The sequence below is a fragment of the Diaphorobacter ruginosibacter genome, assembly GCF_014395975.1.
In the GTDB taxonomy this organism is placed as follows: domain Bacteria; phylum Pseudomonadota; class Gammaproteobacteria; order Burkholderiales; family Burkholderiaceae_C; genus Diaphorobacter_A; species Diaphorobacter_A ruginosibacter.
Genome location: NZ_CP060714.1, coordinates 104,049 through 124,249, shown reverse-complemented (window position 1 = coordinate 124,249; position 20,201 = coordinate 104,049). Strand labels below are relative to the sequence as shown.

At 65.5% G+C, this 20,201-nt stretch carries 18 protein-coding genes; 11 read left to right on the top strand and 7 right to left on the bottom strand.

The genetic code is table 11. The annotated features are described in order from the left end of the window. Positions 1-39: 39 nt before the first annotated feature. On the bottom strand, positions 40-1,083 hold the full coding sequence (locus H9K76_RS00595) for a rod shape-determining protein (protein ID WP_166067978.1): 1,044 nt from the start codon (positions 1,081-1,083) through the stop codon (positions 40-42). A gap of 541 nt (positions 1,084-1,624) precedes the next feature. Here H9K76_RS00595 and gatC point away from each other — a divergent pair. The 7 genes from gatC to H9K76_RS00560 all read left to right on the top strand — a co-directional run bounded on the left by gatC (position 1,625) and on the right by H9K76_RS00560 (position 9,798). Then, positions 1,625-1,924 (top strand): Asp-tRNA(Asn)/Glu-tRNA(Gln) amidotransferase subunit GatC, encoded by a 300-nt coding sequence (gene gatC / locus H9K76_RS00590; RefSeq protein ID WP_187597691.1) that lies wholly within the window; start codon positions 1,625-1,627, stop codon positions 1,922-1,924. Between the two features lie 32 nt (positions 1,925-1,956). Beyond that, positions 1,957-3,438, top strand: coding sequence for an Asp-tRNA(Asn)/Glu-tRNA(Gln) amidotransferase subunit GatA (gene gatA, locus H9K76_RS00585; RefSeq protein WP_187597690.1), 1,482 nt, complete (start codon positions 1,957-1,959; stop codon positions 3,436-3,438). A gap of 20 nt (positions 3,439-3,458) precedes the next feature. Beyond that, entirely contained in the window at positions 3,459-4,913 is a 1,455-nt protein-coding gene (gene gatB / locus H9K76_RS00580) for an Asp-tRNA(Asn)/Glu-tRNA(Gln) amidotransferase subunit GatB (RefSeq protein WP_187597689.1), read from the top strand. A gap of 39 nt (positions 4,914-4,952) precedes the next feature. Beyond that, positions 4,953-5,504: a YcxB family protein gene (locus H9K76_RS00575; protein WP_187597688.1), complete on the top strand. Its 552-nt coding sequence runs from the start codon at positions 4,953-4,955 to the stop codon at positions 5,502-5,504. A 347-nt stretch (positions 5,505-5,851) separates the two neighbouring features. Further along, entirely contained in the window at positions 5,852-7,120 is a 1,269-nt protein-coding gene (sorA, locus tag H9K76_RS00570; RefSeq protein ID WP_187597687.1) for a SorA family sulfite dehydrogenase catalytic subunit, read from the top strand. Between the two features lie 44 nt (positions 7,121-7,164). Further along, positions 7,165-7,500, top strand: coding sequence for a SorB family sulfite dehydrogenase c-type cytochrome subunit (gene sorB, locus H9K76_RS00565; RefSeq protein ID WP_187600386.1), 336 nt, complete (start codon positions 7,165-7,167; stop codon positions 7,498-7,500). Positions 7,501-7,950: 450 nt separating this feature from the next. Further along, a complete protein-coding gene (locus tag H9K76_RS00560) occupies positions 7,951-9,798 on the top strand; it encodes a sensor domain-containing protein (RefSeq protein ID WP_187597686.1) in 1,848 nt (615 codons plus the stop codon). Positions 9,799-9,817: 19 nt separating this feature from the next. On the opposite strand, the gene H9K76_RS00555 is transcribed toward H9K76_RS00560, so the two are convergent. Continuing rightward, positions 9,818-10,426 carry a DUF4124 domain-containing protein gene (locus tag H9K76_RS00555; RefSeq protein WP_187600385.1) on the bottom strand — a complete coding sequence of 203 codons (609 nt, stop codon included), beginning with the start codon at positions 10,424-10,426 and terminating at the stop codon, positions 9,818-9,820. Positions 10,427-10,504: 78 nt separating this feature from the next. Continuing rightward, on the bottom strand, positions 10,505-11,203 hold the full coding sequence (pyrE, locus tag H9K76_RS00550) for an orotate phosphoribosyltransferase (protein WP_187597685.1): 699 nt from the start codon (positions 11,201-11,203) through the stop codon (positions 10,505-10,507). A gap of 10 nt (positions 11,204-11,213) precedes the next feature. On the opposite strand from pyrE, the gene H9K76_RS00545 reads away from it, so the two are divergent. Together H9K76_RS00545 and H9K76_RS00540 are read left to right on the top strand one after the other, a co-directional pair. Next, the gene (locus H9K76_RS00545) at positions 11,214-12,017 is read left to right on the top strand and encodes an exodeoxyribonuclease III (protein ID WP_187597684.1); all 804 of its coding nucleotides are present in this window, start codon (positions 11,214-11,216) and stop codon (positions 12,015-12,017) included. A 40-nt stretch (positions 12,018-12,057) separates the two neighbouring features. After that, positions 12,058-13,026, top strand: a complete 969-nt coding sequence (locus H9K76_RS00540) for an alpha/beta hydrolase (RefSeq protein WP_187597683.1) — start codon at positions 12,058-12,060, stop codon at positions 13,024-13,026. On the opposite strand, the gene H9K76_RS00535 is transcribed toward H9K76_RS00540, so the two are convergent. The 3 genes from H9K76_RS00535 to H9K76_RS00525 are packed head-to-tail and all read right to left on the bottom strand — an operon-like array spanning position 13,008 to position 16,008. Further along, positions 13,008-14,045: a phosphotransferase gene (locus tag H9K76_RS00535; RefSeq protein WP_187597682.1), complete on the bottom strand. Its 1,038-nt coding sequence runs from the start codon at positions 14,043-14,045 to the stop codon at positions 13,008-13,010. The genes H9K76_RS00540 and H9K76_RS00535 overlap by 19 nt on opposite strands. Then, positions 14,042-14,818: an SDR family NAD(P)-dependent oxidoreductase gene (locus H9K76_RS00530; protein ID WP_187597681.1), complete on the bottom strand. Its 777-nt coding sequence runs from the start codon at positions 14,816-14,818 to the stop codon at positions 14,042-14,044. The genes H9K76_RS00535 and H9K76_RS00530 overlap by 4 nt, the downstream gene beginning before the upstream one ends. Continuing rightward, entirely contained in the window at positions 14,815-16,008 is a 1,194-nt protein-coding gene (locus H9K76_RS00525) for an acyl-CoA dehydrogenase family protein (protein WP_187597680.1), read from the bottom strand. Before H9K76_RS00525 ends, H9K76_RS00530 begins: the two co-directional genes overlap by 4 nt. Before the next feature lie 228 nt (positions 16,009-16,236). Between H9K76_RS00525 and H9K76_RS00520 the strand changes: the two genes are divergently transcribed. Then, positions 16,237-16,926, top strand: coding sequence for a GntR family transcriptional regulator (locus H9K76_RS00520; RefSeq protein ID WP_187597679.1), 690 nt, complete (start codon positions 16,237-16,239; stop codon positions 16,924-16,926). Positions 16,927-17,064: 138 nt separating this feature from the next. Here H9K76_RS00520 and H9K76_RS00515 read toward each other — a convergent pair whose 3' ends face one another. Beyond that, complete coding sequence (locus tag H9K76_RS00515; protein WP_187597678.1) at positions 17,065-18,480, bottom strand: aminotransferase-like domain-containing protein; 1,416 nt, start codon at positions 18,478-18,480, stop codon at positions 17,065-17,067. 209 nt (positions 18,481-18,689) lie between these two features. Here H9K76_RS00515 and H9K76_RS00510 point away from each other — a divergent pair, with 209 nt between their 5' ends. Next, the gene (locus H9K76_RS00510) at positions 18,690-19,979 is read left to right on the top strand and encodes a hydroxymethylglutaryl-CoA reductase, degradative (RefSeq protein WP_187597677.1); all 1,290 of its coding nucleotides are present in this window, start codon (positions 18,690-18,692) and stop codon (positions 19,977-19,979) included. The last annotated feature ends 222 nt before the right edge of the window (positions 19,980-20,201 follow it).

Genomic DNA, 20,201 nt, shown 5'->3' with positions numbered 1-20,201 from the left:
TACGCACCCTGCATGCACCACGCTGGCCCGCTCTTTCGGTCACTCGTTGGTGAAGATGCCGCCGTGGCGGTCCATGCGCTCCAGCGCAATGCCGCAACCACGCACCACGCAGGTCAGCGGTTCTTCGGCCACCAGCACCGGCAGGCCGGTTTCCTCGGCCAGCAGGCGGTCGAGGTCGCGCAGCAGCGCACCGCCGCCGGTCAGCATCATGCCGCGCTCGGCGATGTCGGCGCCCAGTTCGGGCGGTGTCTGCTCCAGCGCGTTCTTCACGGCGGAGACGATCTGGTTCAGTGGCTCGGTCAGTGCCTCCAGCACTTCGTTGCTGGAGATGGTGAAGCTGCGCGGCACGCCCTCGGACAGGTTGCGGCCCTTGACTTCCATTTCCTTGACTTCGGAGCCAGGGAATGCGGAGCCGATGTTCTTCTTGATGGCTTCGGCGGTCGGCTCGCCGATCAGCATGCCGTAGTTGCGGCGGATGTAGTTGATGATGGCTTCGTCGAACTTGTCTCCACCCACGCGCACGGAACCCTTGTAGACCATGCCGCCCAGCGAGATCACGCCCACCTCGGTGGTACCGCCGCCGATGTCCACCACCATCGAGCCCGAGGCTTCGGAGACCGGCAGGCCCGCGCCAATACCGGCGGCCATGGGTTCCTCGATCAGGTCGACGCTGGTGGCGCCGGCCGCTTCGGCCGCATCGCGGATCGCGCGGCGCTCCACCTGGGTGGAGCCGCAGGGCACGCAGATGATGATGCGCGGGCTCGGCGTGAGCACCGAGCGCGGATGAACCATCTTGATGAACTGCTTGATCATGTTCTCGGTGATCACGAAGTCCGCGATCACGCCGTCCTTCATGGGACGGATGGCTTCGATGTTGCCTGGAACCTTGCCGAGCATGGCCTTGGCCTCGCGGCCCACTGCCTGGATCACCTTCTTGCCGTGGGGTCCGCCTTCGTGGCGGATGGCGACCACCGAGGGTTCGTCGAGGACGATGCCCTTGTCACGGGCGAAGATCAGGGTGTTGGCGGTGCCCAGATCGATGGCGAGGTCGGTGGAGAAGTACCGACGGAAAGCTCCGAACATTCAAGAATCCTCTCAGGCACGGCAGGCACATCGGCGTGCCGTCGCCGGGAAAAACGGGGTAGATTTTGGCCTTGTTCGCACACTGACCGACAGTGCGGAGGGTATTGCGGCAAAGCCGGCATAATACCGCAACACCTGTGAATAACTGCTGTCAAAACCGCCTGGATTGGGGCTTTACACACAGTTTCCTTGCGGAATTCGCCCCTCGCGACCACGATCCATTGTTTCTGCACCGCGCAAGGCGCCGCCACGCACCGAAATGGGGACGAAACGGCCGCGAAGCAGGGGGAGCAGAGTGCAGCAAATGACGTCGGCCATCTCCGCGATCCAGGCCTCCGGGCCATGATCGTCGCCGGCCCGGCCCCTGGCCGCATGGGGCTTTGACCAAGCCTGCCAGGCGGCCTTGCCCGCACACGCCGGAGGTGCCGGGTTCAAAGGCAGGATAATAGATGGCTTCCCCTTTTGCGCATCCACCGGCCGGCACCCTGCCTGGGCTCTCCGGCGTATCGATGCCCGGGTCGACTTCCTCCCAGAGATTTCTATGGCACTGACACAAGACGACATTGCCCGCATTGCCAATCTGGCACGGCTGGAACTTAACCAAAACGAGAGTGAGCGCATGCTCACTGGACTCAATCAGTTCTTCGAGGTGGTCGAGCAGATGCGCGCCGTGGACACCTCGAGCGTGACGCCGCTGTCGCATCCCGTGGCCGCCATCCAGGAGATCGCGCTGCGCCTGCGCGAGGACGTGGTGAGCGAGCCCGACAACCGCGAGGCCAACCAGAAGAGCGCACCCGCGGTGGAAAAGGGCTATTTCCTCGTCCCCAAGGTCATCGAGTAAGTCCAGAGAACAACAAGAAAAGAGCACACAGCATGAGCACTCCCGCTTCCAGCGATCTGCACGACCTGAGCCTCGCCCAATTGGCGGCCAGGCTCAAGGCCCGCGAGGTTTCCTCCGTCGAGGCCGCACAGCATTTTCTCGCCCGCGCCAAGGCCCACGATGACCTCGGCGCCTATGTCCACATCAACGAGGACGTGACGCTCGCCCAGGCCCGCGCCGCCGACGCCGCCATTGCCGCCGGCAGCAGCGCGCCGCTTGCCGGCGTGCCCATCGCCCACAAGGACCTGTTCGTCACCAAGGACTTCCCGACCACCGCCGCGTCGAAGATGCTCGCGGGCTACCAGTCGCCGTTCGACGCGACCATGGTGAGCCGGCTGGCCGACGCCGGCTGCGTCACCCTGGGCAAGCTCAACATGGACGAGTTCGCCATGGGCTCGGCCAACGAGAACTCCGCCATCGGCAAGGTGCTGAACCCCTGGGACAAGGCCCGCGTTCCGGGCGGCTCCTCGGGCGGCTCGGCGGCTGCGATCGCGGCGCGCCTGGCGCCCGGCGCCACCGGCACCGACACCGGCGGCTCGATCCGCCAGCCCGCGTCGTTCTGCGGCGTCACCGGCATCAAGCCCACCTATGGCCGCGCCAGCCGCTACGGCATGATCGCATTCGCATCGAGCCTCGACCAGGCCGGCCCCATGGCCCGCTCGGCCGAAGACTGCGCGCTGATGCTCTCGGCCATGTGCGGTCCCGATGCGGACCGCGACTCCACGAGCCTCGACACGCCCGCCGAAGACTTCACGCTGCGCCTGAATGACTCGCTCGAAGGCCTGCGCATCGGCATTCCCAAGGAATTCTTCGGCGACGGCCTCGCCGCCGACGTGCGCGCAGCCATCGACGGAGCGCTCAAGGAGTACGAGAAGCTTGGCGCCAGGCTCGTGCCCATCAGCCTGCCGCGCACCGAGCTGTCGATCCCGGTGTACTACATCATCGCGCCGGCCGAAGCCTCGTCCAATCTCTCGCGCTTCGACGGCGTGAAGTTCGGCCACCGCGCCAAGGACTACACCGACCTGCTGGACATGTACAAGAAGACCCGCGCCGAGGGCTTCGGCGACGAGGTCAAGCGCCGCATCATCATCGGCACCTATGTGCTGAGCCATGGCTATTACGATGCCTACTACCTGCAGGCGCAGAAGATCCGCCGCATGATCGCCGACGACTTCCAGGCCGCGTTCAAGGAATGCGACGTGATCGCCGGGCCCGCTGCCCCCACGGTCGCCTGGGCGCTGGGCGGCAAGAGCGACCCGCTCGCCAACTACCTGGCCGACATCTACACCCTGCCCGCCTCGCTCGCCGGCCTGCCCGGCATGAGCGTGCCCGCCGGCTTCGGCGAGGGCGGCATGCCCGTGGGCCTGCAGCTCATCGGCAACTACTTCGGCGAAGCGCGCCTGCTCAATGCAGCCCACCGGCTGCAGCAGGCCACCGACTTCCACCTGCGCCAGCCCGCTGGTTTGAGCCAGTGAACCAGCAGGAGAACAAGAACATGACAGAACAGACCATCAAGCTCATCAACGGCTATGAAGTGGTGATCGGCTTCGAGACGCACACGCAGCTTGCCACCCAGTCCAAGATCTTCAGCCGCGCCAGCACCGCCTTCGGCGCCGAGCCCAACACGCAGGCCTGCCCCGTGGACCTGGCGCTGCCCGGCACGCTGCCGGTGATGAACCGCAAGGCCGTGGAATGCGCGATCAAGCTGGGCCTGGCGCTGGGCTCGCACATCGCGCCCGTGAGCATCTTCGCGCGCAAGAACTACTTCTACCCCGACCTGCCCAAGGGCTACCAGATCAGCCAGTTCGAGATTCCGGTGGTGCAGGGCGGCACGGTGAGCTTCTTCGTCGGCGACGAGAAGAAGACCGTGCGCCTGGTGCGCGCCCATCTGGAGGAGGACGCGGGCAAGTCCGTGCACGATGAATTCATCGGCCAGTCGGGCATCGACCTGAACCGCGCGGGCACGCCACTGCTCGAGATCGTGACCGAGCCCGACATCCGCAGCACCGAGGAGGCCGTGGCCTACGCCAAGGAGCTGCACAAGATCGTCACCTGGATCGGCATCTGCGACGGCAACATGCAGGAGGGCTCGTTCCGCTGCGACGCCAACGTGTCGGTGCGCAAGCCCGGCCAGCCGCTGGGCACGCGCCGCGAGATCAAGAACCTGAACTCGTTCCGGAACATGCAGATCGCCATCGACTACGAGATCCGCTGGCAGATCGAGGAAATCGAGGACGGCCGCACGATCCAGCAGGCCACCGTGCTCTTCAACCCCGACACGGGCGAGACCCGCGCCATGCGCACCAAGGAAGACTCGGCCGACTACCGCTACTTCCCCGATCCCGACCTGCCGCCGCTGCATGTGGCCGCCGACTGGGTGGAGAAGGTGAAGGCGGACATGCCCGAGCTGCCCCGCCAGCGCGCGGACCGCTTCGTCGGCCAGTACGGCCTGCCCGAATACGACGCCACCACGCTCACGCAAAGCCAGGGCATGGCCGACTACTTCGAGGTCGCAGCCAAGGTGTGCGGACAGCCCAAGCTGGCCTCCAACTGGGTGATGGGCGAGATCTCGCGCCGCCTCAACCACGAGGAAATCGCGATCGAGCAGGTGAAGGTGTCCGCCGAGCAACTGGGCGCGCTGATCCAGCGCATCCAGGACGGCACCATCAGCAACAACGCCGCGAAGCAGGTGTTCGAGGTGCTGTGGACCGGCGAGGGCTCGGACGTCGACGCGGTGATCGAGGCCAAGGGCCTCAAGCAGATGAACGACACGGGCGCGCTCGAGAAGATCATCGACGAGGTGATCGCCGCCAACCCCGCCAACGTCGAGCAGTACAGGGCCGGCAAGGACAAGGCGTTCAACGCGCTGGTCGGCCAGGTCATGAAGGCCTCCAAGGGCAAGGCGAACCCGGGGCAGGTCAACGAGCTGCTCAAGGCCAGGCTGGCATGATGGCCGGGCCCCTTCTCCCTCTGGCGGGAGAAGGGGCTCATGTCCATGCCCCACAATGCGCCCATGGCCGAAATCACCTATCGCATCACCGAGGAAGACTACATCGCGGCCCAGCGCCTGTACCGCAGGCGAGCCCGCTCGTGGCAGCGCTATGTGCTGTACGGCATCACGCTGCTGGGACTGGTGATTGCCGCGATTGCGCTGTTTGCGGGTCAACGTCCCAACTGGACCTTCACGGTGGTGGGGCTGGCCTATGCGAGCATGCCCTGGTGGATTCACAAGGTACTCACCGAACCCCTGGCACGCCGCAACTTCCGCAAATACCCGGCGATCCAGCAGCCGCAGACCCTGCGCCTCCTCGAGGCCTCCGAGCCTGGCGGCGACGCGGAAGGGGTCACGGTCTCGGCACCGTCGGGCGAGAGCCGCCTGCAATGGGCGCTCATCACCCGCTGGGTGGACGACGAGCACTACCTGCTGATGTTCCTGCAGCCCCACCTGTACTACATCGTGCCCAAAAGCGCGGATCCGCATGGCGCCGTGATTCCCCGCCTGAAGACCCTGCTTGCACAGCACGTCGGCCCATCGATCTGACAACGTGACGCGGATCTCCTCGCGCTGAGATCGCACAGGCTCTGAGCGGCTGCACGCGAGGGACTTCGGCCAGAGCCTGGCCATCCTCATCCTGCCCTCCCCCTCCGCCTGAAGCCCGCCTGCACGGCATGCCGATGCCCGCGGTGAAATCAGCATGGCATGCGCTATTCAAAAAAAGGAAAACGCTAATGAAATCAATCGATTGGATCAGTTTGCGTTACCTGAAATTTGATTTTTCCGCACCCTGCCTCCATCAATGGCTCGTGCTATCTTGCCCGTGGCAGCTCCGGCGGCCCCACAAATTCGCAGACTTCGAAAACAAAACCTATCACCTCAGGAGATACGCGATGAATACCACGACCCCATCCGATGCGCGCGGCGGCAGCCGGCACGACCGACGGCGTGCGCTCAAGGCCCTGGGCGCCGCAGGCGCCAGCGCCGGACTGCTCGGCTCGCCGCTGCGGGCGCTCGCGGCCGACGCCCCCGCCCCGAAGACCATGACGCTACCCTTCGCCAATGGCGAGCGCGAACTGGTGACCTTCCCGCAGAAACGACCGCTGATTCTGCAAACCAGCCGTCCCCCGCAACTCGAGACACCGTTCGAGGTGTTCAACGACGGGCTGCTCACGCCCAATGACGCGTTCTTCGTGCGCTACCACTGGAGCGGCATTCCCACCGACATCAAGCCCGAGGAGTTCCGCGTGAAGATCTCGGGCCTGGTCGATACGGCGCTCGAACTGTCGCTTGACGAACTCAAGGCCCTGGGCGAGCCCGTCAGCCTGGTCGCAGCGCACCAGTGCTCGGGCAACAGCCGGGGCTTCTTCGAGCCGCGCGCCAATGGCGGCCAGCTCGGCAACGGCGCCATGGGCAATGCCAAGTGGACGGGTGTCCCGCTCAAGCGCGTGCTGGAGAAGGCCGGCGTGAAGAAGGGCGCGGTGCAGGTGAGCTTCAACGGCATGGACAAGCCGCCGGTCGATGGCGGCCCCGACTTCGTCAAGGCGCTCGACATCGACCACGCACTGGATGGCGAGGTGATGCTGGCCTGGGCCATGAACGACAAGGACCTGCCGATGCTCAACGGCTATCCGTTGCGCCTCATCGTGCCCGGCTACTACGGCACCTACTGGGTCAAGCACGTGAATGACATCCAGGTGCTCGACAAGGTGTTCGACGGTTTCTGGATGGCATCCGCCTATCGCATTCCAGCCAATGGATGCGCCTGCACGCCGGCCGGCAAGGGGCCGACGAAGACGGTGCCGATCAACCGTTTCAACACACGCTCGTTCATCACCAGCCTGCAGGACGGGGCCAAGGTCAAGGCCGGCAAGGAAATCGTGCTGCGCGGCATCGCCTTCGACGGCGGCCAGGGCATTGCGGAAGTCTCCGTTTCCATCGACGGCGGCAAGACCTGGACGGTGGCGAAACTGGGCGAGGAACTGAGCCGGTATTCCTTCCGCGAATGGAAGGCGTCGTTCAAGCCGCCGAAGAAGGGCGAGTATGAACTCAAGGTCCGTGCCGTGAACCGCGCGGGCCAGGGCCAGCCGCTCGAGGCACTCTGGAATCCCGCGGGCTACATGCGCAACGTCGTCGAAACCGTCCGTGTGACGGCAGCATGAGGAAGCAGGACACCATGACGAACATGACACCCCACTCCTCCCTGATGTCCATCGCCCGCACCGCAGCCGCCGTGGTTGCGCTGTGCGGAGCGGCACAGCACGCCGGCGCACTCGAGATCGACCTGCCCGCGGAAACCGCAATCTACAAGGAAAGCAGCCTGCCGGGCTACACGCTCACGCTGCAGAACTGCCTGATGTGCCACTCGGCGCAGTATGCGCAATACCAGCCGAAAACATCGCCGCGCAGCTACTGGGAGGCCACGGTCAAGAAGATGAAGCATCCGTTCGGCGCACCGTTCCCCGAGGCCGATATCCCGGCCATGGTGGACTACCTGACCAAGACCTACGGCGCGGAAAGCACTTCGGCCGCCGCCAAATAACCATTGGCGACCTCTGCGCCGCCTGCCAGCCATCTCCTGCACGGGAGATGGCTTTTTCTTTTACGCCCTCCCTGCGCTGATCTCACGGATCTCTCGGCTCCCGTCCGCAGGGCCTTCCTGACAGGCTGAGGGACCTTCATGCACGCGTCACTCGGATTGGCTCAGAGCTTCCCTGCCTGCGCCACATCAACACATGGTCGCGCCCGGCCGGTTAACCGCTTCGCATTGCAACAGCGCTCACCTACATTGGGATCACCCTCAAATTGCGAGTATTTGCGCAATTTGCGAATAGATACGTTTCTTATCGTTTGCATTTTGAAATCACAAAAAGCAATTGAATTAATCTATTAATAGTAGAATTTAAATTCTCGCGACAAGGCTTCATTTCAGAGGCATGTACAGAGCAGGCTCGCACTTGGTCGCGCCTGTTTCCTGTCACGAAAGAATTGCATGGGCCAGCCTACACCACCGAGCAACGTCACCGACTGCACGCGCCCCACCGGGTCGAGCCTGGGCGGGTACGCTCACGATGACATCGACGGTGGCGGCGAGACCCTGCAGCGGATGCACGCGGCACTGGACATGCAGGCGAAGATGCTCGATGCGAGCGTGGATTGCATCAAGCTCCTGAACACCGACGGCACGCTCGCCCACATGAACCTCTCGGGCTGCCGCGCGCTGGGTGTCTCCCCGGAATCCGGCTTCGGCATGAAATGGCTGGAGCTGCTGCCCCCCGAAGTCCACGCTGCGGGCCAGCGCGCCTTCCGGCAGGCACTGCGCGGCAGCAACGCACGTTTTCTCGGCAAGAGCGCCGTACCGGGCAAGACCCCGCAATACTGGGACAACAACCTCACGCCGGTGCTGGACGACGGCGGCAATACCGTGAACATTCTCTGTGTCTCGCGCGACATCACGCTGCAACGCGAGACCGAGGAGCGCCTGCGCAAGGCCAACGGAATCGACGAGCTCACCGAGCTTCCCAATCGCCGCGCATTCCACGACCAGCTGCGATCCCTGTTGCAGCAGGCGGGCACCAGGAAGCAGAGCGCCTTGCTGATGATGATCGATCTCGATCATTTCAAATACCTCAACGACACGCTGGGACACGCCGCCGGCGACCATCTGCTGCAGGTCGTCGCCAGGCGCATCCAGGGCAGCCTGCCCGCGTCAGCCTTCGTGGCCCGGCTGGGCGGTGACGAATTCGCCGTGCTGGTGCAGGACATCAAGGATGACGAGACGCTGCAGCGCACGGTCAACAAGGTGATGGCGCAGCTCGACCCTCCCATCCACCACGCAGGCAAGCGCATCAACGGCAGCATGAGCGCGGGCTGCGCGATCTATCCGCGCGATGCGTCCGATCCCGGCCAGCTTGCGAGCCATGCGGACGTGGCCCTCAATGACATGAAGGCCAGCGGCCGCGGCGGTGCGCGTTTCTACAGCGCCAGCATGTTGCGCCCGCTCGAAGAGACCGCCGCCCAGCTCGAGCAGGCCCGGCGCATCGTGCGCGAGGGCTGGGTACAGCCCTACTACCAGCCCAAGATACGGCTGGCCGATCGCAGGCTGGTGGGGCTCGAGGCGCTGCTGCGCTCGCAGAACCCCGGGCACGCGGGCCTGCAGACGCCTGCCATGGTGCAGGCCGCATTTCGTGATTTCGATCTGTCCACCCGCATGGCAGAGGCGCTACGCGCCCGCGTCTTCTCCGACATCGCAGGGTGGCTGGCGTCAGGCCTTGCCGTGGTGCCTGTCTCGATCAATGCGGCTCCGGTCGAATTCATGCGCGACAACTATGCCGAGAGGCTGCTCAGGCAACTCGAGAAGGCGGGGGTCGATCCGGCGCACATCGAACTCGAGGTGACAGAGCAGACCCTGGACGAGCGCGGCGCCGAATATGTCGCACGCGCACTCAACCTGCTGCGGCAGGAGGGCATCCGGGTGGCGCTCGATGACTTCGGCACCGGCCACTCCTCGCTCACCCGCCTGCGCAACTTCCCGGTGGACTGCCTGAAGATCGATGCGAATTTCGTGGGCAATTTCGGCCAGGACCCGGCCGTCACGGCCGTGGTCAACGCCATCGGGCAGATCGGCTCGGCCCTGTCGCTCGAACTGGTGGCCGAAGGCATCGAAACCGAGCCGCAGTGCCGCGCGCTCGAAGCCGTCGGCTTCAGCATCGGGCAGGGTCACCTGTTCAGCAAGGCCGTTTCTGCGGACGCCATTGCCGCGCTGCTCTCACGTTCCCACGGGGCCGGAGGGGCGGCCATCGCCCATCCCGCGCAGGCAACGGTCATCCAGACGGCCTGAATACCGGACGACCTGCGCGTCAGTTCTTCGCGCCCGACGGACCCGGGTGATCGACGGCCCATAGCAGCTTGAGCTGTACCAATTCGGCGTCGAAGCGTTGCGAGACGCGTCGCTTCTCCTCCTGCTGCGCGGCAATGTAGCGCTGCTGATCCGCCAGTTCCTCTTCGTTGTCCGCGATGCGGCGCTGCAGCTTCGTGGGGGCCTTTTTCGGATCGTTCTGATAGAACTCGAGCTCGGTGTTGATGCTGACGCGGTCGGCCCGCAGCTGCTCGATGCGCTTGTTGGCGAGCACGATCAGGTCGTTGAACGGCTCCATCGCGGCCACACGCTCGGCCTGGTGCGTTGCCTCGTCGGGGTAGCGGGTGATGAGCGCGCGCTCGCGGCGCTTCTGTTCCTGGACCCGCGCCTTCTGCTCGGCGTCGGCACGGCGCTGTGCCTCGACCTCCACGCGTTCGTTCTCGGAAAGCGTCGGCCCCATGCGGCGCCGCTCGGTGCCGGTACGGTCCAGCACGCGCTGCTCGCGGTCGATGCACTCGGGGATGGGGCGGTCTGCCGTCAGGCGGCGGCCATTCTTGTCGACGCAGGTGTAGACGCTTTGGGCAACGGCGCATTGCGCGGCCATCGCCATGCCGACGAAGAAAAGTCCTGGAAGAAAATGCCCTGCCACCGCTTTCAAGCCGTCCCCTTCATGGATTTGGGTAGTGTCTCAGTCGCCGACCCCGTAGCGCACCCGGTAGGCCAGAACCCGTTCGTGGTGGGCCTTCATGTCTTCGCCGCCACCACTTGCCGCGAGATACTGCAATAAGTCTGCCAACTTTGCGATCGTGCAGACCTGCATGCCGAGCTCGCGACGCACGTACTGCACCGCGCTGTGGTCCACGTCGCGGCCGTTCTCGGTTGCCTTCTCCTGGCGATCCAGCGCGATGGCGATGCCGTAGGGCGTGGCGCCTGCGGCCTGGATGAGCGCGATCGACTCGCGCGCCGCCGTTCCGGCCGACATCACGTCATCGATGATCAGCACCCGGCCCTTGAGCGGAGCACCCACCAGCGTGCCGCCCTCGCCATGGTCCTTGGCCTCCTTGCGGTTGTAGGCGAACGGCAGGTTGCGGCCGTGGCGCGCCAGTTCCACGGCGACGGTGGCCGCCAGCGGAATGCCCTTGTAGGCGGGGCCAAAGACCATATCGAACTCCATGCCACTCGCAAGAATCGCTTTTGCATAGAATTCGGCGAGGCGGCCCATCTTGGCACCGTCATCGAACAGCCCCGCATTGAAGAAATAGGGGCTCATCCGCCCGGCCTTGGTTTTGAATTCCCCGAAGCGCAAAACGCCGGATTCCACTGCAAATTGCACGAAATCCAGCGCCAACTGGTCCGTATCTGCCGTCTTCTCGTTCTTGTCCATCATGAATTCATCCTTGTTCAAATTAACCAGCCTCAACCTCAACGGCATCCGCTCGGCAGCCTCCAAAGGCGTGCTGGAATGGCTGGATCAGAGTCGCCCGGATTGTATTTGCGTACAGGAAATCAAGGCGCAGGCGGCCGATATTGCCGATAAATTCGAATCCATTGGCGAGCTCAAGGGCCACTTCCATTTTGCGCAGAAGAAGGGCTATTCGGGCGTGGGCGTGTACACCCGCCATGAGCCCAGCGACGTGGTGATCGGCTATGGCTCGGGCGAATTCGACGCCGAGGGTCGCTATGTCGAGACACGCTTCGACACGCCAGGCCGCAAGCTGTCGATCATCAGCGCCTACTTTCCCAGCGGCTCCTCGGGCGATCTGAGGCAGCAGGCGAAATTCCGCTTTCTTGCGGAATTCCACATGCAGTTGATGAAATTGAAGGCAGAGCGCGATTTCATCCTCTGTGGAGACGTCAACATCGCCCACCAGCAGATCGACCTGAAAAACTGGCGCAGCAACCAGAAGAACAGCGGTTTCCTGCCCGAGGAACGCGAATGGATGACAAAGTTGTTGCACACAACTGACCCGACCGGGGGTCTGGTGGACGTGTATCGTCAGCTTCAGCCCACGGCAACTGACAATTGTTATACATGGTGGAGCAACCGCGGCCAGGCCTATGCCAACAACGTCGGGTGGCGCCTGGACTATCACCTCGCAACGCCCGCCCTGGCCGCGCTCGCGAAAACCGAGGAAATCTACAAGAGCCAGAAGTTCTCGGACCACGCCCCCATCACCGTGGGATACGACTTCAAGCTGTAAAAACGGGGCCGCGATCGAAGATCTGTCGATAATGGATGAGATGAATTCTCATTCTCAGACAGATCGACCCACTTCCGGCACGCTCTCCCGCCGCGGCCTGGTGGCTCTCGGGCCGGCGGCATGGCTGCTGACCGCCTGCGCCGCACCTGGCACGGGCGCGCCCTCCTCCATCGACCTGCGGCAGGCGCCCGCCGTGCGACTGCCGCGGAGCCACCAGCTGGACATGCGCGACGCCGTCAGCGGCCATGTCCGGCGCATCTTCGTGCAGGTGCCGGATTCGCCGGCGCCGGCCGGCGGCTATCCAGCTCTGTATGTGCTCGACGGCAACGCCAGCTTCACGGTCGCCGCGCAACTGGCCCGCAATGCCGGCCTTCGCCCGGCGGCCCTGCGCAAGGACCCGCTGCTGGTGGTGGGCATCGGCTATCCGACCGATGGCGCCATGGACTCCGCCGCGCGCAAGCGCGACTACACGCCGCCGCCCGCGGCCGGCGATGACACGGGCGGTGCCGACTCTTTCCTGGATTTCATCGAACACCAGTTGCAGCCGGCACTGCGAAGCGCATGGAGCCTCGATCCAAGACGCCAGACCCTGTTCGGCCATTCGCTGGGCGGGCTGCTGGCGCTGCATGCGCTCACATCACGCAACGGACTCTTCACGCGCTATGCCGCCGCCAGCCCTTCGCTGTGGTGGAACGGTACGCGCGAGCTGCAGGCGCTTGAGGCGTGGGCGGCTCGCGGCGCGCCCACGGCATCGGCCGACGTGCATCTCCAGTTGCGTGTCGGCGCCCTCGAACGCGCGGGGACGGCCAACGCGGATCCGGCCCGCGCCGCGCGCATGGCCGAGCGCCGCATGAACGAGCATGCACAGGCGCTCGCGGCCCGCCTGTCCAGGCCGGAACTCTCCCACCTCCAGGTGGATTTCGAGGAACTGCCCGGCCTCGACCACGGCGGCACGCTGCTGCCGTCGCTGATCGAGGCCATGGCGCTGGCTCAGCGCGAGGCCATGTAGCGCTGCGCAGCCTCCCATCCAAGGTCGGCCAGCGGACCGGCCTTGCGGCCCGTTTCCACAGCATCGTCCGCGGACGCATTGCCTTCGGCCGCGCGCTGCGCAATGCCGTGCAGGATCGCCGCCATGCGGAACAGGTTGTAGGCGATGTAGAAATCCCAGTGCCCCGCCGCGTCGCGCCCTGTCGCCTCGCCGTACCACTTCACGTACTGCTCCTCGGACGGGATGCCCAGGTCCGCGAGATCGAGCCCTCCGATGCCGCGCCAGAGGTCATGCGGAATGCGCCAGCCCATGCATTGGTACGACAGGTCGGCCAGCGGGTGGCCGAGCGTCGAGAGCTCCCAGTCCAGCACGCCGATCACGCGCGCCTCGGTGGGATGGAAGATCAGATTGTCGAGCCGGTAGTCGCCATGCACCAGCGTGGTCTCGTCGCCTTCCGGCAGATGCCCGGGCAACCAGTCCATGAGCTTGTGCATGGCGTCGTTCACGGGCAGCGTGGATTCCCTGCACTGGCGTGTCCAGCGTGCGATCTGCCGGGCGACATAGTTGCCTTCCCTGCCGTAGTCCTGGAGCCCCGCCGCCTTGTAGTCGACCGCATGCAGCGTGGCGATCACGCGATTCATCTCGCGGTAGATCGCCAGGCGCTCGGCCTGGTCCATGCCCGGCAGGCCCTGGTCCATGAACACGCGGCCCTGCAGGAACTCCATCACGTAGAACGGCGTGCCGATGAGACTGTCGTCCTCGCAATAGTCGAGCATGCGCGGCACCGGCACCCCGGAGCCGGCAAGCGCCTTCATCACCCGGAACTCACGGTCGATCGCGTGGGCCGAGGCGACCAGTGTTCCCGGCGGCTTCTTGCGCAGCACGTACTGGCGGTTCTTGCCCGCATCGATGCGGAACGTGGGATTGGACTGGCCGCCCGCGAGCACGCTCACGCTCAATGCGTCGGCATCCGCGAGGCCCTTGCCGCGCAGGTAGGCTCCCAGCGCGTCCACGGGGAGACTGAGTGCTGCCGCGCTCATAGCCCGCTCACCAGGTGTGCGCCGTCCACGGCCACCGTGGCGCCCGACATCGCCGCGCCCGCATCGGAGGCCAGCAGCAGCAGCGGCCCGTCCAGGTCGGAAAGCTCGCTGAAGCGGCGGCTGGGAATGCGCATGCGCAGCTTTTCACCGAGTTCGCTGGTCAGGAAGTCCCGGTTCAGGTCGGTGATCACATAGCCCGGCAGCAAGGCATTCACGCGGATACCGTAACGCGCGAGCTCGAGCGCCATCGCCTTGGTGGCCTGGATCACTCCGGCCTTGGAGATGGCGTACGGAGCCACGCCGCCGCCCACGCGTTCGCCGAGGATCGAGGCCACGTTCACGATGGCTCCCCCCTTCTTCGCGGCCACCATGCGGCGCGCGCCTTCGGTGGCGACCAGCCAGTTGCCCTTGAGGTTGGTGTCCATCACCTGGTCGAAGTCGTCCTCGGTCTGCTCGAGCAGCGCGCGCGTGACGGTCACGCCCGCGTTGTTGATGACCACGTCGGGCACGCCCCACGCGCCCATCGCATCAAAGCAGTCGCGCACGCTCTGCGCGTGGCTCACATCGAGCGAGAAGGCACGCGCCTGCCCGCCGCCCCGCACGATCTCATCCACCACGGACTGCAGCTTGTCCGCGCGCCGGGCCGCCACAGCCACCTTCGCGCCCTGGGCCGCGAGCATCCTCGCGAAATGGGTGCCGAGGCCGCTCGATGCGCCGGTCACGAGGACCAGCTTGCCCTCAAGGCTGAATTTGTTCATCACGTCGCTGCTCATGCCGGACCCTCCGCCGCCGCTGCGGCCGTTTCAGCCAGATGCACGAGCTTCCTCGCCATGCTCCAGCGGTGCACTTCGCTCGGGCCGTCATAGATGCGGAAGGCACGCATGTCGTTGAAGATGCGCATCACCGGCGTCTCGCCGGTCACGCCCTGCCCGCCCAGCATCTGCACGCTGCGATCCACCACGCGCCATTCGGCCTCGGAGCAGATCACCTTGGCACGGCTCGACTCGTAGTTGCCCTTCTCGCCCTGGTCGAGCAGCCACGCGGTATGCCAGATGTTCAGGCGCGCGGTATGCAGATCCATGTCGTTGTCGGCCAGCATGAAGCCCACGCCTTCGTGCTCCGCCAGCGGCTTGCCGAACGCCTGGCGCCTGCGGGTGTATTCGAGCGCGGTCTCATGCGCGCGGCGCGCCTGGCCAAGCCAGCGCATGCAGTGCGTGAGGCGCGCGGGCGCAAGCCGCACCTGTGCATAGCGGAAGCCCTTGCCGACCTCGCCCAGCACGTCGCTCGCGGGCACGCGCAGGTTGTTGAAGCGCAGCACGCCGTGGCCCCCGGTGAAGCAGGAGTCCATGGCGTCCATGCTGCGCTCGAGCACGATCTCGGGACGGTCCATGTCGGACAGGAACATGGTGGCCGAACCGTCTTCCATGCGCGCCATGATGATCACGTAGTCCGCGCCTTCGGCCCCGGTAATGAACCACTTCACGCCGTTGATGAGGTAGTCGTCGCCGTCCTTCACGGCCGTGGTGGCCAGCATCGAAGGGTCCGCGCCGGCGCCGGGCGACGGCTCGGTCATGGCGAAGCACGAGCGGGTCCGTCCCTCGACCTGCGGACGCAGCCAGCGCTCCTTCTGCGCTTCGGTGGCCACCTCTTCCATCAGGTGGATGTTGCCCTCGTCCGGCGCATGGATGTTCATCGCCGTGGGGCCGAGCCAGGAGTAGCCAGCCTCCTCGAACACCACGGCCTTCTCGATGTGCGTGAGGCCGATGCCGCCCAACGCCTTCGAGGCATGCGGCGTGAGCAGGCCCGCTTCACGGGCGCGGCCGACCAGTTCGCGGCGCAGCTCCTCACTCGGCCCGTGCGCCGACTGCCGCGGATCGCGCTCCAGCGGAATCACCTGCTCGGCGATGAAGCGCCGCGTTCTCTCCTGCAGTTCGCGCAGTTGCGGGGAAAGCGAAAAATCCATGAAGTTCTCCTGCTGACACGGGCGCCCGGCCTGCAAGGCCATACATATCACTCCACACAACTCCAGCGCGGCGCCCAAAATTGTTGAACAATATTGAAGCACGGCGAGAAGACATACAGCTATCCTGTTGGCGACAGCATAGACAGGGCCGGCGGAGCTTTCCTCCGTTTGTCGCCTCTCAGTAAGATACCCGTTACTTTCATCCGCATTGGCCCTATGACACGCACCATGATGACCGAGCAACACGACGACGAAGCGGCACAGCACGGTGCGGAAGGTGTACGCAGCGCCTCCGGCAGCGTCTTCTACGGCATCATGAGCGGGCTGGAAGCGCAGGCCTTCGTCCCCGGGCAGCGGCTGGTGGAGGTCGACCTGGCCGAACAGTACGGCGTGAGCCGCAATTCCGTGCGCGAGGCACTGCAGCGCCTCGCCGCCGAAGGCGTGGTCGAGCTCTCACGCAACCGGGGGGCCGCCATCCGCTCGCTCACCCTGCAGCAGACCCTCGAAGTACTCGACGTCGCCGAGCGCATGACCGGCCTGCTGGCACGCAGCGCGGCACACGGCGTCCAGGAGGGACGCCCGCGCACAGCCATCGAGCAGGCCCTGCGCGAACTCGGTGCCGCCGATGCGGCACAGGACACCGAGGCCTTCGCACGCGGCCGTCGCAGCCTCTACCGCGCGCTGCTCGATGCCAGCGGCAGCCAGGAACTGCGGCGGCTCTTCCCCGCCATCCAGATGCCCATCGTCTATGCACAGCATCGCCCGTCCACGCTGCAGAAGGTCCGCATGCGCGACTACCAGGCCATGTGCGACGCCATCCTCTCGGGCAACGCCCCGGCGGCCGACAAGGCGGCCATGGCGCACGTGCAGAATGTGCGCGAGGCTATTGTGCGCAGGCATGCAGAGACTGCGCAGTAGTTGCCGAATGCGTTGCAGTTGCACTTAACATTCATGCCTGCCCTGGGCTTCCCCAGGCTTCGCTGACGGTTGACTTCGTTCTTTTTGTGATGCATCCCGATTCACGAGCAACTCGTTCATGCGTTTTTTGAAAGCCCTCTAGGAATCCCGCCCGCCCCTATTACGCAGCAACCCCGCCACCGCCGTCTGAAACCGCGGATCCAGCATCGCCGCCACGTTGCAGCGCGACCATTCCGACCGCGCCGACGAATCCAGATGAAAGACGCGCCCCGGCGCCATCTTCACTCCCTGTGGCAGCAGGGCCTCGGCCAGCCGTAGCGAGTCGTCCATGCCGGGAAATTTCACCCACAGGTACAGGGTCTGTGCATTGCGCGCGAACACCGTGCAGCCTTGCTCGTCCAGCCATTGCTGCGCCTGTTCGGTGGCGGCTCCGAGCTTCTGGCGCAGCTTCACCAGATGGCGCTCGTAGCGGCCTTCGCGCAGCATCACGTCGACCATGCGCTCGCAGTACTCCGACCCGCTCACGTGGATCAGCGCCTTCAGGTCGGCCAGGTCGTTGGCGAGCGCCGCGCTGCATGCGATGTAGCCCACGCGCAGCGCCGCCGAGAACGACTTGGAGAAGCTGCCGATGTAGATCGTGCGCTCGAGCTGGTCGAGCGTGGACAGCCGCACCGCCGACGTCGGCTTGAAATCGGCGAACGGATCGTCTTCCACGATCGCGAGGTTGTGCTTCTCTGCCAGTTGCAGCAGGCGATACGCCTTGGCGGCGCTGATGTCCGAGCCCGTGGGGTTGTGCGCCACCGACTGCGTGAAGAAGAGGCGCGGGCGCTCTGCCGCGAGGATGCCCTCCAGCGCCGCCAGGTCGGGCCCGTCGGCCAGGCGCGGCACGCCGATCACGCGCGCGCCCGCGAGCTTGAGCTTGCCGAACAGCAGGTAATAGCCCGGCTCGTCGACCAGCACGGTCGCGCCCGGCGGCACGAAGTAGCGGATCACCAGGTCAAGCGCATCGTTTGCGCCATGCGTGAGCACCAGCTGGTTCGGCGTGACGCCGAGCCCCAGCACGCCCAGCTTGCGCACCAGGCTGTCGCGCAGCGGCGCATAACCGAAGCGGTTGCCATAGCGGAACAACGATCCGAGCCCCGTGCGCACCACCTTCTGGTAGTAACGGTCCATGCGCATGTCGGCCAGCCATCCGATCGGCGGGAAACCGTCACCCACGGCGGCCACTTCGGGCTGCGTGATGAGCTGCTCGCGCGCCAGCCAGACGGTGTCCATCGCGCGCACGAGCTGCCCGCTGTCCTCGTCGGCCACTCTCGCCTTGCGCAACTGCTGCGAGACGTAGAAGCCGGAGCCGCGGCGCGGCTCGATCAGCCCGCGCGAGACCAGCAGGTCGAAGGCCGACACCACGGTGTTCTTGGCATAGCGGTGCAACTGGGCCAGCTCGCGCAGCGAGGGCAGCTTGTCGCCCGGCTGGTACACGCCATCAGCGATCTGCTGGCCGATCAGGTCTGCCAGCTTTTCCGCGATCGGCGCGGAGCGTCTTGTCTCGTTCATGCGGTCTGCCTCTTCTCTTTCTTGTCTGTCTTCTGCGTGCATGGTGGTTTTCGGGGGGCGCACCGGACCACGGCAGGCCCGGATTGTTGCACTGCAGCGAGACTGTTTGCCCAAACTGTACCTTTAATCAAGGGTACAGTTTGAATACAGTTTGTCCAACTGTTTGAATCTGCGCCGATGGGGCGCATTCTTTTTCCGGACCCTTGAACATGGCCATCGACTCCCGCCTTCCCAATTTCCGCGCACTCAATCCCGCCCAGCGCTGGGACCATATCGCCAACGCCTGCAACCTGAGCGCCGAGGAGCGTGCCCTGATCGCCAACCCCGGCGCGCTGCCGCACTCGCTGGCCGACGGCATGATCGAGAACGTGATCGGCACCTTCGAGCTGCCGATCGGCGTGGCGGGCAACTTCCAGATCAACGGCCGTGACGTGCTCGTGCCGCTGGCCGTGGAAGAGCCTTCCATCATTGCCGCCGCGTCGTACATGGCCAAGCTGGCACGCGAGGATGGCGGCTTCCAGACCTCGAGCACCCAGCCGCTGATGCGCGCGCAGGTGCAGATCGTCGGCGTGAACGACCCGTATGGCGCGCGCATCGCGCTGTTCAAGGCCCGCGATGAAATCCTTGCGCTTGCCAACAGCCGCGACAAGGTGCTGATCGGCCTGGGTGGTGGCTGCAAGGACATCGAGGTCCATGTGTTCCCAAGTTCGCCACGCGGCCCGATGGTGGTGATGCACCTGATCGTGGACGTGCGCGACGCCATGGGCGCGAACACCGTCAACACCATGGCCGAATCGGTCTCGCCCCTGGTCGAGAAGCTCACCGGCGGCTCGGTGCGCCTGCGCATCCTGTCCAACCTGGCCGACCTGCGCCTGGCCCGTGCCCGCGTGCGCCTGACACCGGAGACGATGACCACCAAGGAGCGCAGCGGCGCCGAGATCATCGAAGGCATCCTGGACGCCTACACCTTCGCAGCCATCGACCCCTACCGCGCGGCAACGCACAACAAGGGCATCATGAACGGCATCGACCCGGTCATCGTTGCCACCGGCAACGACTGGCGCGCGGTGGAAGCCGGCGCGCATGCCTATGCCAGCCGCAGCGGCCACTACACCTCGCTCACCACCTGGGAGAAGGACAACAGCGGCGCACTGGTCGGCACGATCGAGCTGCCCATGCCCGTGGGCCTGGTCGGCGGCGCCACCAAGACGCACCCGCTGGCCCGCCTGGCACTCAAGATCATGGATGTGAAGTCCGCGCAGGAACTCGGCGAGATCGCCGCGGCCGTCGGCCTGGCCCAGAACCTGGGCGCGCTGCGCGCCCTGGCCACCGAGGGCATCCAGCGCGGCCACATGGCTCTGCACGCACGCAACATCGCACTGGTCGCGGGTGCCGTGGGCGAGGAAGTCGAACAGGTCGCCAAGCGCCTGGCCGCAGAGCATGACGTGCGCACCGATCGCGCGCTCGAAGTGCTGGCCGAACTGCGCGGCGCGAAGTAACCCCATTCCCGCCTTCCCCATGCGCAGCGGTGCATGGGGCGGCCGGTTGGATGCCGGCCTGGCCGCGCCGGGCGCTCGCCCTCGTCCTTCCCTTCTTCATCCGGCGTCCATCCATATCCCACCGCACCCATCGGACCCATCGGACCCATCGCACCCATCGCACAAGGCGCGCGCAGGCCACTGCACGCGCCCGCGTCGGGCATTCCCCGAGCATTCCAAGGA